Source organism: Phenylobacterium sp., assembly GCF_031425575.1.
In the GTDB taxonomy this organism is placed as follows: domain Bacteria; phylum Pseudomonadota; class Alphaproteobacteria; order Caulobacterales; family Caulobacteraceae; genus Phenylobacterium.
Window position 1 is genome coordinate 23454 of the sequence record NZ_JANPJP010000173.1, and the last position, 14603, is coordinate 38056.

Annotated in this window: 11 protein-coding genes; 7 read left to right on the forward strand and 4 right to left on the reverse strand. The window is 68.4% G+C overall.

Annotated elements, in window-relative coordinates; translation table 11 throughout:
* Window positions 1-14: 14 nt before the first annotated feature.
* Genes sseA through RMO97_RS09825 form a run of 3 tightly spaced genes read right to left on the reverse strand, consistent with a single transcriptional unit; the run spans window position 15 to window position 3143 of the window.
* On the reverse strand, window positions 15-851 hold the full coding sequence (gene sseA / locus RMO97_RS09815; RefSeq protein WP_310540693.1) for a 3-mercaptopyruvate sulfurtransferase: 837 nt from the start codon (window positions 849-851) through the stop codon (window positions 15-17).
* Window positions 848-1846, reverse strand: a complete 999-nt coding sequence (locus RMO97_RS09820) for a cysteine synthase A (RefSeq protein ID WP_310540695.1) — start codon at window positions 1844-1846, stop codon at window positions 848-850. The genes sseA and RMO97_RS09820 overlap by 4 nt, the downstream gene beginning before the upstream one ends.
* A 43-nt stretch (window positions 1847-1889) precedes the next feature.
* Window positions 1890-3143: a cyclopropane-fatty-acyl-phospholipid synthase family protein gene (locus tag RMO97_RS09825; protein ID WP_310540697.1), complete on the reverse strand. Its 1254-nt coding sequence runs from the start codon at window positions 3141-3143 to the stop codon at window positions 1890-1892.
* 181 nt (window positions 3144-3324) lie between these two features.
* Between RMO97_RS09825 and kdsA the strand changes: the two genes are divergently transcribed.
* From kdsA to RMO97_RS09845, 4 genes are read left to right on the forward strand one after another with little or no spacing between them, the layout of a single operon-like run.
* On the forward strand, window positions 3325-4176 hold the full coding sequence (kdsA, locus tag RMO97_RS09830; RefSeq protein ID WP_310540698.1) for a 3-deoxy-8-phosphooctulonate synthase: 852 nt from the start codon (window positions 3325-3327) through the stop codon (window positions 4174-4176).
* A 16-nt stretch (window positions 4177-4192) separates the two neighbouring features.
* On the forward strand, window positions 4193-5653 hold the full coding sequence (gene rfaE2, locus RMO97_RS09835; protein ID WP_310540699.1) for a D-glycero-beta-D-manno-heptose 1-phosphate adenylyltransferase: 1461 nt from the start codon (window positions 4193-4195) through the stop codon (window positions 5651-5653).
* On the forward strand, window positions 5650-6648 hold the full coding sequence (gene rfaD, locus RMO97_RS09840) for an ADP-glyceromanno-heptose 6-epimerase (protein WP_310540701.1): 999 nt from the start codon (window positions 5650-5652) through the stop codon (window positions 6646-6648). The genes rfaE2 and rfaD overlap by 4 nt, the downstream gene beginning before the upstream one ends.
* Before the next feature lie 3 nt (window positions 6649-6651).
* Window positions 6652-7953, forward strand: coding sequence for a DUF3089 domain-containing protein (locus tag RMO97_RS09845; RefSeq protein ID WP_310540703.1), 1302 nt, complete (start codon window positions 6652-6654; stop codon window positions 7951-7953).
* Here the strand turns inward: RMO97_RS09845 and recG are convergent.
* Entirely contained in the window at window positions 7847-9922 is a 2076-nt protein-coding gene (gene recG / locus RMO97_RS09850) for an ATP-dependent DNA helicase RecG (protein WP_310540705.1), read from the reverse strand. The two genes, RMO97_RS09845 and recG, sit on opposite strands and share 107 nt — an antisense overlap.
* 77 nt (window positions 9923-9999) lie before the next feature.
* Between recG and RMO97_RS09855 the strand changes: the two genes are divergently transcribed.
* Genes RMO97_RS09855 through mfd form a run of 3 tightly spaced genes read left to right on the forward strand, consistent with a single transcriptional unit; the run spans window position 10000 to window position 14458 of the window.
* Window positions 10000-10620 (forward strand): hypothetical protein, encoded by a 621-nt coding sequence (locus tag RMO97_RS09855; RefSeq protein ID WP_310540706.1) that lies wholly within the window; start codon window positions 10000-10002, stop codon window positions 10618-10620.
* A 51-nt stretch (window positions 10621-10671) separates the two neighbouring features.
* Window positions 10672-10962, forward strand: coding sequence for a succinate dehydrogenase assembly factor 2 (locus RMO97_RS09860; protein WP_304777895.1), 291 nt, complete (start codon window positions 10672-10674; stop codon window positions 10960-10962).
* Complete coding sequence (mfd, locus tag RMO97_RS09865; protein ID WP_310540709.1) at window positions 10952-14458, forward strand: transcription-repair coupling factor; 3507 nt, start codon at window positions 10952-10954, stop codon at window positions 14456-14458. The genes RMO97_RS09860 and mfd overlap by 11 nt, the downstream gene beginning before the upstream one ends.
* Window positions 14459-14603 lie beyond the last annotated feature (145 nt).

Below are 14603 nucleotides of genomic sequence, written 5' to 3' on the forward strand. Positions count from 1 at the left end.
GGCCGGCCGGACCCTCAAGAACCGGTCACCACGGCCGTATCGCTGCGGCCGCCCCATTCGGTCCAGGATCCGTCGTACACGGCCACGTCCGCCCGTCCCAGTCGCGCTAAGGCCAGAGCGACCACCGCTGCGGTGACACCCGAACCGCAGGTGGTGACGATGGGCGCGCCGAGGTCGACCTTGGCGGCGGCGAACAGCGGTCGCAGCTCTTCGGCCGACTTCATCGTGCCGTCCCCGTTCAACAGGCTGTCGAAGGGCGTATTGCGCGCGCCCGGCATGTGGCCCGAGCGAAGTCCGGCGCGCGGCTCTGGCGCTTCGCCGCGGAAGCGCGCCGAGCCGCGGGCGTCCACCAGCTGTGCGGCCTTGGAGTCCAAAAGGTTCTTCACGGCGGCCACGTCGCGCACCAGCCCGGCGTCGAGGCTGGGCGACAGTGTCGTCGGGGGCAGGGTGGCTTGACCGGCCTCGGTCGGGCGGCCCTCAGCCAGCCAGGTCTTCAGGCCGCCATCCAGCACAAAGACCTTGGCGAAGCCCATCACCCGCAAGGTCCACCAGACCCGGGCGGCGGAGCGGATGCCAAAGCTGTCATAGGCCACCACCGTGGAGTCCCGCGACAGACCGAGCTGGCCCGCCGCCGCGGCGAAAGCCTCCGCCGTCGGCAGCATGTGAGGCAGGTCCACGGTCTTGTCAGCGATGGCGTCGATGTCGAAGAAGACGGCGCCTGGGATATGGGCGGCCAGGTAGTCAGCGTGGCCCTCTCGCCTTTCGTTCGGCATGAACCAGGTGGCGTCCACCACCTGGACCTCGCCCAGACGCGCGGCTAGCCAGTCCGTGGAAACCAAGGGGTCGGTCATAGCCAGCCGGGGACGGGCAGGCCCCGCTCCTTCAGGAATTGCGGATTGTAGATCTTGCTCTGATAGCGCGAGCCCTGGTCGCACAGGATGGTCACGATCGTGTGGCCGGGCCCCAGGTCCTTGGCCATGCGGATGGCGCCGGCGACGTTGATGCCGGTGGAGCCGCCCATTACCAGCCCCTCGTGCTCGACCATCTCGTAGATGGCCAGCAGCATTTCCTCGTCGCCGATGCGGTAGGCATGGTCGATCTTCAGGCCCTCCAGGTTGGCGGTGATCCGCCCCTGGCCGATGCCCTCACTGATCGAGGTCCCCTCCGACTTCAGCTCGCCGTCCGTGAAGTAGCTGTAGAGCGCCGCGCCGTGCGGATCGGCCAGTCCGATGGCCACCTTGGGATTCCTCGCCCGCAGCGCCTCGGCCACCCCCGCCAGGGTGCCGCCCGAGCCCACGGCGCAAATGAAGGCGTCCACCTTGCCGTCGGTCTGCTTCCAGATCTCAGGACCCGTGGTCTCGACGTGGGCCAGGCGGTTGGCGACATTGTCGAACTGGTTGGCCCAGACCGCGCCGGCCGGCTCTATAGCATTAAGTTCCTCGGCCAACCGCCCGGAATAGCGGACATAGTTGTCGGGATTTGAATACGGGACCGCGTCCACCTCCACGAGGTCGGCGCCCAGAAGGCGGATGGCGTCCTTCTTCTCCTGGCTCTGGGTGCGCGGGATGACGATTGTGGTCTTGTAGCCGCTGGCCGAGGCGACCATGGCCAAACCGATGCCGGTGTTTCCGGCCGTGCCCTCCACGATCCGTCCGCCCGGCTTCAACAGGCCGCTACGTTCCGCGTCGCGGATGATGTGCAGCGCCGCCCGGTCCTTCACGGACTGGCCGGGGTTCATGAACTCGGCCTTGCCGAGGATTTCGCAGCCCGTGGCCTCGCTGGCGCGGGCCAGGCGAATGAGCGGCGTGTTTCCGATGGCGTCCAGGACGCTGTGTGCGACGGTCATGCCCGCAACTTAAGGGGCCGGCGGTCGTCCGAACAGGGGGCGATCAGGCCTTTGAGAGGCCAAGCTGCACGACATCGGTGCGGCCGGTGCGGAAACCGGCGTCGCAATAGCTGAGATAGAACTGCCAGATCTTGCGGAACTTCTCGTCGAAGCCCGAGCCGCGGATCTCGTTCCAGTTGGCGTCGAACCGCTCAGACCACTCCGCCAGGGTGTCGGCGTAGTCCGGGCCGAAGCGCGAAATCCCGGTCCAGGTCAGGCCGGCCCGTGTGGTCTCGGCCTTCAGACTGCTCTCCGACGGCAGCATGCCGCCGGGGAAGATGTACTTCTGGATGAAGTCGGCGCGCTTGCGATACCCCTCGAACAGCTCGTCCTGAATGGTGATGATCTGCAGGCCGGCGCGGCCGCCGGGCTCGAGCAGCTGGTGGATCTTGTTGAAGTAGGTCGGCCAGTAGCGCTCGCCCACCGCCTCGAACATCTCGATCGAAGCCACCCGGTCGAAGGCTCCCTCGACGTCGCGGTAGTCGATCAGCCGGATGTCGGCGAGTTCATTCAGACCCTGGTTGAACATCCGCTGGCGGGCGTAGTCGTACTGCGCCTGGGAGATGGTGATGGCGGTGACCTTCGCCCCGACCTCCTTGGCGGCGTACTCGGCGAAACCACCCCAGCCACAACCGATCTCCAGCACGCTCTGGCCAGCGCGCAGGTCCATCTGCTGGGCCAGGGTGGCGTACTTGTTCTGCTGCGCGTCCTGCAGGTTCTGGCCTGGGTAGGCGTAGCGGGCCGAGGAATAGGTCATGCTCGGATCGAGCCAGCGCGCGTAGAACGCGTTGCCCAGGTCGTAGTGGGCATGGATGTTGCGCTTCGATCCCTTGCGCGAATTGCCATTCAGCGCGTGGGCGACGAAATTGGAGATCCCCACCAGAGGGTTGCCCTCGGTGATCTTGCTCAGGTTCTGGAAGTTCAGCGAGAAGACGCTCAGCACCGCCGTCAGGTCCGGCGTGTCCCATTCACCCGCCGCATAGCCTTCCGCAAAGCCGATGTCGCCGGCCGCCAGGGCCCGGCCGATGAAGCGGAAGTCCCGCACGATGATGCGGGCCTTGGGGCCCGGCTCGCCCTCCAGCCGCAACTCGTGGCCCTTCGGCGTGACGAAGGTGAGGTCGCCGGCCATCCAGTTGTGCGCCATCATCCGCAGGGCGTTGCGGAAAATGAGGGGCACGTCGGCCAGGGCGGGTAGGCGGCGGAAAGCGTGCGGCGATGCCGCCAGGGCGGTCAGGGACGATTCGTGCGCCAGGGTCATGGCTGCAACTCCCGATCTCTCACTGGATACTAACACTGGTTTGGCGTCGGGAAAATTCGAGAACCCTTGCTTAACCTACGGCCGTGTTCCGGCCCCGGATGCAGCCGACGAATTCCAGCTTGTGAAGAGGCGCCCCGCGCGCCACTTAGGCTCAAATCCCCGACCAATCCGGAGTCCGCCCATGGCCGTTCTGACACTGAACAAGTGGAACATCTCGATTGGCGATGGCCAGCCGCTGTTCGTGATCGCCGGCCTGAATGTTCTGGAAGACCTGGAGTTGGCTCGCGTCACGGCCCGCCAGTTGAAGGGCGTCTGCCGCGAGCTAGGCCTGCCCTATGTGTTTAAGGCCAGCTTCGACAAGGCCAACCGGTCGTCGATCCATAGCTACCGCGGGCCCGGCCTCGAAAAGGGTCTCGAGATCCTTCAGGCGATCAAGGACGAGTTCGACGTGCCGATCTGCACCGACCTGCATGAAGTCAGCCAAGCTGAGCCGGTGGCCGAGGTGGCCGATATCGTTCAGATGCCGGCCTTCCTGGGCCGCCAGACCGACCTGGTGGTCGCCGCGGCGCGGGCGGCGCACAGCCGGGGTGGGTGGCTGCACCAGAAGAAATCCCAGAACATGGCTCCGTGGGACACCAAGCAGATGGTGGATAAGGTGCGCGAGGCCTTGGGCGGCGCGCAGATCAGCGTGCTCTGCGAGCGCGGCACCACCTTTGGCTACAACAACCTGGTGGTAGACATGCTGGCCATCGGGGAGATGCAGAAGCTCGGCGTGCCGGTGACCATCGACGCGACCCACGCGGTCCAGCTCCCCGGCGCCGATCCCCGCACCCAGGGCGCCTCGACCGGCGGCCGGCGTGAGGGGGTCCCGATCATCGCCAAGGCCGCCATCGCGGCCGGCGCCGACGGCGTCTTCCTGGAATTCCACCCGGACCCCGACGCGGCGCTGTGCGATGGGCCCAGCACCCTGCCGCTCGACAGCGCCGAGGGCCTGCTCCGCAGCCTGAAGGCCATTCATACCGCCCGCGCCTAGTGCCATAAACAGTCCCATGGACCTCTCGACCCTCCAGCAACTTCTGACCCGTCTGTCGGGCGCCCGCATTGTCTGCGTCGGCGACCTGATGGTGGACCGCTTCGTCTATGGCGAGGTGACCCGCGTCTCCCCCGAGGCGCCGATCCCCGTCCTGGCCCGAGATCGGGAGCTGGTGATGCTGGGCGGGGCGGGCAATGTCGCGCGCAACGTCGCGGCCCTGGGGGGTGATGTCGCCCTGGTCGGCCTGGTGGGCGGCGACAGCGAGGGCCACGAGGCCCTGCGGCTGATCGGCGACAAGACCGGCATCGAGGGTTTCCTGGTCACCGATCCCGGCCGCCCCACCACCCTCAAGACGCGCTTCGTATCGGGCGGGCAGCAACTGCTGCGGGTCGATCTGGAGGCCAGCATTCCTGCGGTGGGCGAGGTCGAGCAGCGCCTGGTGCGCACGGTGCGCGACGTCGCCGCCGGCGCGGGGGTCGTGCTGATCTCCGACTACGGCAAGGGCGTCGTCACCGACGCGGTGATCGCCGCCTGCCGAGAGGCGGGCGGCCTGGTGATCGTCGATTCCAAGGCCCGCAGCTTCCTGCGCTATGGCGAGGTCGACGTGATCAAGCCCAACGCCGGCGAACTCGCCTACGCCACTGGCCTGCCCACCAGCGCCAATCCCGAGATCGAGGTGGCGCTGGCCCACGCCCTCAGCCTCTGCGAAGCCAAGGCCATCCTGGTGACGCGGGCGGCCAAGGGCATCTCGCTCGCCGTGCGCGGTAAGGCTGTTCGCCATTTCCCCGGCGTGCCGCGCGATGTCTTCGACGCCTCGGGCGCCGGCGACACCACCATCGCGGCGCTCGGCCTGGCCCTGGCCGCCGGGACGCCGATAGACCAGGCCATCGAGTTCGCCATGCTCGCCTCCGGCGTGGCCGTCGGCAAGGCGGGCACCGCCACAGTCCTGCCCGAGGAACTGATCGAGGCCTCGTTGACCGCCCACATGGCGCCCGCCGAGGGCAAGATCGTCACCCCCCAGCGGATGGCCGACGAGATCGCCCGCTGGCGCGCCAAAGGCCTGCGGGTGGGCTTCACCAACGGCTGCTTCGACATCCTGCACCGGGGCCACGTCACCTATCTGAACCAGGCCCGGTCTTGGTGCGACCGGCTGGTGGTGGGGCTCAACTCCGACCGCTCCGTGAAGGTGCTGAAGGGGGAGGGGCGGCCGGTCAACGACCTGGAGGGCCGGGCCATGGTGCTGGCGGGCCTCGGCTGCGTGGACCTGGTGGTCCCCTTCGATGAGGACACCCCCATTAAGCTGATCGAGGCCGCCAGGCCTGAAATCCTCATCAAGGGCTCCGACTATTCTGAGGACCAGGTGGTGGGCGGCGACCTGGTGAAGTCCTGGGGCGGCGAGGTGCGCCTGGCCCAGATCGTCGACGGCTATTCGACCACCGCCGCCATCGCCCGCATGACTGCCAAGGAGCCGACATGACCCGCCGTATCGCCTTCGTCACCGGCGGGGCCGGCTTCATCGGCTCCAACATCGTCGCCAAGCTGGCGGAGGACCCCACCCTGGACGTGGTGGTCTGCGACTGGCTTCAGGAAGCCGAGCTCGGCAAGTGGCGCAACATCGCCAAGCATCCGATCGGCGACTTCGTGGCGCCGGAAGACATGTTCGACTGGCTGGAGAAGCGCTGGCGCGACATCGAGATCGTCATTCACATGGGCGCCATCTCGTCGACCACCGAGCCGGACGCCGACAAGATCATCCACAACAACTTTACGCTCAGCCGCGACCTGTTCCGCTGGTGCGCCGACCGCCAGCGGCGGTTCATCTACGCCTCCTCGGCGGCCACCTACGGCGACGCCACCGACTTCGACGACAAGGACGACTTCCAGTCCCTGGCAGCCCTGCGGCCGCTGAACGCCTATGGCTGGTCCAAGGCCCTGTTTGATCTGTTCGCCGCCCGCCAGGCGGCCCGCGACTACGCCCCGCCACAGTGGGTGGGGTTGAAGTTCTTCAACGTCTACGGCCCCAACGAGGAGCACAAGCACTCGATGAAGTCGGTGGCCTCGCAGATCTGGCCCAAGGTCGCCGGCGGCCAGACGGTGCAGCTCTTCAAGTCCTATCGCGAGGGGATCGCCGATGGCGGTCAGACCCGCGACTTCGTCTATGTCCGCGACGTCGCCGACGTGGTGGCCTGGCTCAACGCGTCGGAGCAGGTGAACGGGGTCTACAACCTCGGCTCGGGAACGGCGCGGACCTTCGAGGATATGGCCAAGGCGGTGTTCGCCGCCGCCGGCAAGCCCGCCCAGATCGAATACACCCCGATGCCGCCCGCCATCCGCGACAAGTACCAGTATTTCACCGAGGCGAAGATGGACCGGCTCAAGGCCGCCGGCTTCAACCAGCCGATGACGGCGCTGGAGGACGGCATCACCGACTATGTCCGCAACTACCTGTCCCAGCCCGACCCCTACAGGTAGGCAATGGCCGAGCGTCCCAAGGGCTTCAAGCGGACGGTGAGCGCGGCGGTCGTCGTGGTCCTGGCGCTCGTGGTCATGGCGGCCTTCGTCTGGCGCGACGACATCGCCAGCAACGCACTCGATCCCAAGGAGCCGTTCCAGACCTACCGGCCGCCCGCGGCGCCCGACTATACGCAGCGCGCCGCCTGGGCCCTGTTGCCCGCCCATCCCGAGGTCTGGACCACGGCCGATCCGGCCGCCGACGTCTTCTTCGTGGGGCCCACCAGCTATGACGGCGGGTCGCACTGGAACAGCCCCATCGACGACGTCCCGGCTGACAAGTTCTTCCGGCGCGTGGTGGCGCCCAACTATGCCGGCCCCTTTGTCAGAGTCGGCCGCCTCTTCGCCCCGCGCTACCGCCAGGCCAGTCTCTACACCCTGCTGACCCTGCGCGAGGACGCCCGCGACGCCCGTCGCTTCGCCTATGCCGACGTGGCCGCGGCCTTCCGCCAGTACCTCGCCGCCGACAACAAGGGCCGGCCCTTCATCATCGTCGGTGTGGAACAGGGCGGGACCCTGGCCTCGCGCTTGATCGCCAATGAGGTGGTTCGCGATCCTTCGGTCCAGGCCCGGTTGGCGGCGGCCTACCTCATCGAAACCGTGGTGTCCGCCGACGCCCCACCGCTGCCGCCCTGCGCTGGACCGCGGCAAGTGGGCTGCCTCGCCGCCTGGGCCTCGGCCTTCGAGCATGACGGAGAGCGGGTCCAGGCCTTGAAGGATCGCTCCCTCGTCTGGGACGCGAACGGCGAGCTTGAGAACATCTCGGGCCGCGCGCCGCTCTGCTTCAATCCCCTGCTCGGTGCCGTCAGCAACGCGCCTGCCCCGGCCAAGTTGAACCTGGGGGCGGCCAACGCCACCGGCCTGGAGTGGGGCGCGCGGCCCGCCTTCCTGACCCGCCAGGTCTCGGCGAGGTGCGAGGACGGCATCCTGCGGGTGTCGCGTCCCAAGCCCAAGATGCTGAAGAGCGCCGGCTCCTGGGCCGACAAGCGCAAGGTCCCCGGCTACAACCTCTTCTACGGCGACCTCGAGGCCGACGCGAAGCGGCGGGTGGCGGCCCTGACCTCGAGCCCTGGGTTCGTGCGGCCGGCCCCACCCATCACTGAGGTGCGGGCGGTGAAAGCGTCACGGGTGCATCGGATCGACCGCTTATCATCCGGGCCTAACCCGCATCCTTCAGCGGCGAACTGGCCCGCCAATCGAACAGCTCCTGCAGGACCCGCAGCGCCTTGCCGCGTTCGCTGGTCAGGTCTGGGTCGCGCCCGATGATCATCCGCGCGTCGTCGCCGGCCGCCGCGATCAGGTCCCGATGGGCGAAGGGATCGGCGAACACATAGTCGGGGAAGCCGCTCTGGCGCAGGCCCAGCGCGTCGCCGCCGCCCCGCAGCTCCAGGTCGGTCTCGGCGATCAGGAAGCCGTCGTCGGTGCGCCGCAGGATATCCAGCCGCTTCTGGGCGGTCTCCGACAGTGGCGGGTCATAGAGCAGCACGCAGGAACTTTCGCGCCGTCCCCGCCCCACCCGGCCCCGCAGCTGGTGCAGTTGGGCCAGGCCGAAGCGCTCGGCCTGCTCGATGACCATGATGGTGGCGTTGGGGACGTTGACGCCCACCTCCACCACCGTCGTGGCCACCAGCACCTTGATCCTGTTGTCGGCGAAGTCGGCCATGACAGCGTCCTTCTCCGGCCCGGTCATCTTGCCGTGCACCAGGCCCACGCCGTCGCCGATCGTCGCGCGCAGCTCGATGGCCCGCTGCTCGGCGGCCTTAAGGTCCACCAGTTCCGACTCTGAAACCAGCGGGCAGATCCAGAAGGCCTGGGCCCCGCCCTGCACGGCCTCGCGCAGGCGGGCCTCCACCTCGTCGACCCGGGTCATGGGCGCGGCGCGAGTGGCCACCGGCGTGCGGCCGGGCGGCTTTTCGTCGATGCGGCTGACGTCGAGGTCGCCATAGACGGTGAGCTCCAGGGTGCGGGGGATCGGCGTCGCCGACATGGCCAGCAGGTGGACCGACCGGCCCTTGGCCTGCAGCAGCTGGCGCTGGGCCACCCCGAACCGGTGCTGCTCGTCGACGACCGCCAACTGCAGCGCCTGGAAGTGAACCTCCGCCTGGAAGAGCGCGTGGGTGCCCACGGCCACCTGGGCCGCGCCGCTGGCGATGGCCCGCAGCTTCTCGGCCCGCGCCGCGCCCTTGTCGCGCCCCGTCAGCAGCACACAGGTGATCCCATGGGCGGCGAGGGGGCCTGACAGGGTCTCGTAGTGCTGGCGGGCCAGGATTTCGGTGGGCGCCATCAGGGCGCACTGGCCGCCGGCCGCCGCGACATCGGCCATGGCCAGCATCGCCACCACCGTCTTGCCTGAGCCCACGTCCCCCTGCAGCAGGCGGCTCATGCGTTCGCCCTGGCCGAAGTCGTGGCGCACGTCGGCCAGGGCGCGCTCCTGGGCGCCGGTCAGCTTGAAGGGCAGATCGGCGACGATGGCGGCCGACTTGGGTCCCGGCGCGATCGTGTCGGCGGGTTCGGCGCGGCGGTCGGCCTTGCGCTGGGCCATGGCCAGTTGGTGGGCCAGCAATTCGTCATAGGTCAGGCGGCGCAGATGGGCCGCGGTGGGCAGGAGGTCGCCCTCGCTGGCCGGGGCGTGCAGGCGCTCCAGGGCCTCGCGCCAAGTGGGGAAGCCACCCTTGGCCATCCAGGAGGGGTCCTGCCACTCGGGCAGGTCGGCGGCGTGGGTCAGGGCCTGCAGGGCCAGCTTGCGCACCGTGCGGGCGGGCAGGCCGGCGGTGGCCGGATAGACGGTCTCCACCTCCGGGATCTCGTCGGCCTTGTCGGGCGCCACGAGGTAGTCGGGATGGCTGATCTGCCATTCCGAGCCGAACCGCTCGACCTTGCCCGAGACGATCCGCTTAGCGCCCACCGGGTTCTTCTCGGCCACGGCGTGCCCGAAGCTGCCGAAATAGACCAGGGTCAGGAAGCCGGAGCCGTCGAAGGCTCGGATCTTCCAGGGCTGTTGCGGGCTGCGGGGCTTCTGGTGCTCGTCGATCTCGACGATGAAGGTTTGCACCTCGCCCTCGATAGCGGTGTTCACCGTGGCGGGACGGCGGCGCACCAGCGAGTGGGGGGGCAGGAACAGCACGTCGCGCACGATGGGGCCGGCCAGCTTCTCCAGCAGGGGCGCCACCCGCGAGCCCACGCCCTTCAACGTGGTCACCGGGGCGTAGAGGGGAAACAGAATCTCGGGCCGCATGGTGCGATCATAGCGTGAAGCTGGACGCAAGCCGCCGCCCATGATGATCTCCCGCCGACCTTTGGGAAAAAACATCCATGCGCAATCTGTGGACCGCCGTCGCTGTGGCCGCCTTGCTGGCCGGTTGCAACCAGCCATCGGGCGCCAGCGGCGAAAAGGCGACCTCCGACTCGGGCTTTGTCCCGCCGGTCGAAGCCCCGACCCCGACGCCGGCCGCGGCGCCGGCCCCCGCGCCGGCCGGCTTCAGCCACGTGAAGGGCGAGAACCTGTTTGGCTACTACATCCCCAACACCGAGGTGAAGGTGGGTAACTTCCGGCTGGAGAACATCACCTTCGGACCCGAGGACGACTTCAACAAGTGGGAGGCCGGCGAGCAGGGCGGGCCCTGGGGCCCCATCATGTTCGACTTCGTCGATGTCACCACCCAGAAGGGCGAGAACGAGCTGGGCCAGCCCACCTACGCCAAGACCATCCGGGTCCTGCCCACCAGCTACAAGATCGGTGACGGGAACCTCCAGTTCACCGGGACAGACGTCACCCTCGGCCAGGTCCAGTTTGATGGGACCATCGACATGGCGGCCCTGAAGCGGGCCCGCGCCGGCGGTCCAGGGACCCAGGAGACGGTCCTGCGCACCGGCCTGTCGATCGGCGGCACGCCCTTCAAGAACCTGTCTTTCTCCTGGTACGGCGGTGACTGACGACAGCGCACTAGCGTCGCGGGACGGGCCGCCCTATATCGGCCCGTCCACATGTCGATTGACGATACCCGCCTGCGAAAACTGAAGTTCCGTGCTTGGCACAGAGGCTTCAGGGAAGCGGACCTCATTCTGGGGCCGTTCGCGGACACCCATGCCCATGAGCTGTCGCCGCAGGACCTAGATCTCTTCGAGGTGCTGCTCGAGCAGCCTGACCACGATCTCTACGAGTGGATCATGGAGCGGGCGGACATTCCGGCGGAATTCGACGGCTCGCTGCTGAACCAGATCAAGGCTTTCCGGTTCAAGGTCCATGAGATCCGGGGCGACGAGCATGGCGGCTGACGGGTCGCGCGCGCCCAGCGCGGCGGACCACCGTCGCATCGCCACCGACCCTGGACGCCTCGACCTGATCGGCGCACCCGAGGGCTTCGACGCCCTGGTGATGGCCGACATCGTCCGCGCCCGCGGCGGCCTGTCGGTCTTCGTGGCCCGCGACGGCTCGCGGCTCTCGGCCTTCATCGACGCCTTCAGGTTCTTCGCCCAGGGTATCGAGGTGCTGCAGTTCCCCTCCTGGGACTGCCTGCCCTATGACCGCACTGGTCCGTCGCCCGGCGTCGCGGCCCAGCGGATGACCACGCTCGCGCGCCTCGCCTACGGCCTGGACGCCAAGAAGCCGACCCTGCTGGTCACCACCACGCCCGCCCTCATGCAGCGCGTGCCGCCCAAGGACGTGGTCCAGGGCGCGGCCTATGCCGCGCGCACCGGCAATGTGGTCGAGATCGCCGACCTGGAGCGCTACTTCGCGGTCAACGGCTATGCCCGGGCCTCCACGGTCTCCGAGCGCGGCGAGTTCGCCATTCGGGGCGGCGTCATCGACGTCTTCCCGCCCAACGCCGAGGAGCCGGTGCGCCTGGATCTGTTCGGCGACACCCTGGAATCCATCCGCGGCTTCGACCCCGACACCCAGCGCTCCACGCGCCAGCTCAAGGAGGTCAGCCTCCTGCCGGTCAGCGAGGCCCTGCTGGACAAGGACTCCATCTCACGCTTCCGCCGCGGCTATGTGGAGGCCTTTGGCGCTCCCGGCGGCGACCCGCTCTATGAGACCGTCAGCGGCGGCGGCCGGCGGGCGGGCATGGAGCACTGGCTGCCCCTGTTCTACCCGTCGATGGCCACCCTGTTCGACTACCTGCCGGGTTCGGTCCTGATCGGCGTCGATCACCTGGCCAGCCAGGCCCGCGACGAGCGCCTGGCCATGATCGCCGACGCCTACGACGCCCGCGCCCAGGCCGACCGCAAGGTCCACTACCACCCGCTGGAGCCCGACCGCCTTTACCTCACCGTCGAGGAGTGGCGCGCCCGCCTGGCCGAACGCGCCACCCGCCAGTTCTCCGCCTTCCAGGAGGCCGAGGGCGAACTGGTGGTGGACATGGGCGCCCGCCAGGGCCGCACCTTCATCGCCGAGCGCCAGCAGGACTCGGTGAACCTGTTCGAGGCCACTGCCGCCCACGCGCAAGCTTTAGCTGCGTCGGGAAAACGCGTGCTGTTCGCGTCGTGGTCGGAGGGCTCTTCGGAGCGCCTCGGCGTCATGCTGGCCGACCATGGCCTGACGAACGTCACCCAGGCGCCCTATTGGGACGCCGCCAAGGCCGCCAATCCCAAGTTCCCGCAGCGGGTCGTCCTGCCGCTGGAGTCTGGATTCGAGACCGAAACGCTCGCGGTCATCTCCGAGACCGACATCCTCGGCGACCGCCTGGCCCGGCCGCGCCGCAAGCGCCGGGCGTCCAACTTCCTGGCCGAGGCCTCGTCGCTCAGCCCCGGCGACCTCGTGGTCCACATCGACCACGGCATCGGGCGCTATGAGGGCCTGAAGACCCTGTCGGTCCAGGGCGCGCCGCACGACTGCCTGGAGCTGCAGTATGGCGCCGAGGCCAAGCTCTACCTGCCGGTGGAGAACATCGACCTGCTGACCCGCTATGGCTCTGAGGGCGACGGCGTCCAGCTGGACCGCCTGGGCGGCGCGGCCTGGCAGGCGCGCAAGGCCAAGGCCAAGGAACGCCTGCGCGACATGGCCATCGGCCTGATCCAGATCGCCGCGGCCCGCGCCACGCGCACCACCGATCCGGTCGATCCGCCGCATGGGGTGTTCGACGAGTTCTGCGCCCGCTTCCCCTATGAGGAGACCGACGACCAGCTCTCGGCCATCGGCGACATTCTGGAAGATCTCAGCGCCGGCAAGCCGATGGACCGCCTGATCTGCGGCGACGTCGGCTTCGGCAAGACCGAGGTGGCCCTGCGCGCCGCCTTCGTGGTGGCCATGAGCGGCCAGCAGGTGGCCATCGTCGCCCCCACCACCCTGCTGGCTCGCCAGCACTACAAGACCTTCACCGAACGCTTCCAGGGCTGGCCCATCAAGGTCACCCGTCTGTCGCGCCTGGTGCCGCCCAAGGAAGCCGCCGAGACCCGCGAGGCGCTCAAGAACGGCGAGGTGGAGATCATCGTCGGCACCCACGCCGTGCTGTCCAAGCAGGTGGGCTTCAAGAACCTCGGCCTGGTGATCGTCGACGAGGAGCAGCACTTCGGGGTCAAGCACAAGGAGAAGCTCAAGGAGCTTCGCGCCGACGTGCACATGCTGACTCTGACCGCCACGCCGATCCCGCGCACCTTGCAGATGTCGCTGTCGGGCATCCGGGAAATGTCGATCATCGCCACCCCGCCGGTGGATCGCCTGGCGGTGCGCACCTACGTCACCCCCTTCGATCCCATCGTCATCCGCGAGGCCCTGCTTCGCGAGAAGTACCGTGGCGGCCAGGCCTATTACGTGGCCCCGCGCATCTCCGATCTGACCGAGTTGGAGCGGTTCCTGCGCGAGCAGGTGCCGGAGGTCCGCTACGTCGTCGGTCACGGCCAGATGGCGCCGACCCAGCTGGAAGATGTGATGAGCGCCTTCTACGAGGGCCAGTACGATGTGCTGCTGTCGACCACGATCGTCGAGAGCGGCCTGGATATCCCGACCGCCAACACCCTGATCATCCACCGCGCCGACATGTTCGGCCTGGCCCAGCTGTACCAGCTGCGCGGCCGGGTCGGCCGGGCCAAGGCGCGGGCCTACGCCTACATGACCACGCCCGCCGAAAAGCAGATCACCATCTCGGCCGAGCGCCGCCTGAAGGTGCTGCAGTCGCTGGACAGCCTGGGCGCCGGCTTCCAGCTGGCCAGCCACGACCTGGACCAGCGCGGCGGCGGCAACCTGCTGGGCGAGGAACAGTCGGGCCACATCCGCGAGATCGGCGTCGAGCTGTACCAGCAGATGCTGGAGGACGCGGTCAACGACCTGAAGGAACTGGCCGGCAAGGGCGAGGGCGCCGCCGACCGGGGCTGGTCGCCGCAGATCAACACCGGCGCCGCCGTGCTGATCCCCGAGGACTATGTCCCCGACCTGCACGTTCGCCTGTCGCTCTATCGCCGCCTGTCCGACGCCGAGAAGTCCGGCGATCGCGAGGCCCTGGCCGCCGAGATGATCGACCGCTTCGGCCCCCTGCCGCCGGAAGCCGGCCAGCTGCTCAAGGTGGTGGCCATCAAGGGCCTCTGCCGCGAGGCCAATGTCGCCAAGATCGACGTCGGGCCTAAGGGCGCCGTGGTCACCTTCCGCAACGAGGACTTCCCCAACCCCATGGGCCTCATGCAATTCGTGGCCAAGAACCAGGTCGCCTGGAAGGTCCGCCCCGACAACAAGGTCGTGGTGCGCGGCGAATGGGAAACCCCCGAGCAACGACTAAATGCGGCTGAGCGGGTGCTGAGCGAACTGGCCAAGCTGGCCGGCGCGGCTTTCGCGGCCTAGGCGCCGCAACCCCGCTCGTCCCGGCGAAGGCCGGGACCCAGATACACCCCCCGAATTCAGGGGTTTATTCGAGGCCGTGACCACCGACCAGGATCCCGGCCGTCGCCGGGACGAGCGGCTAGGGAAGGGCGCCGTAGCTCGCCTT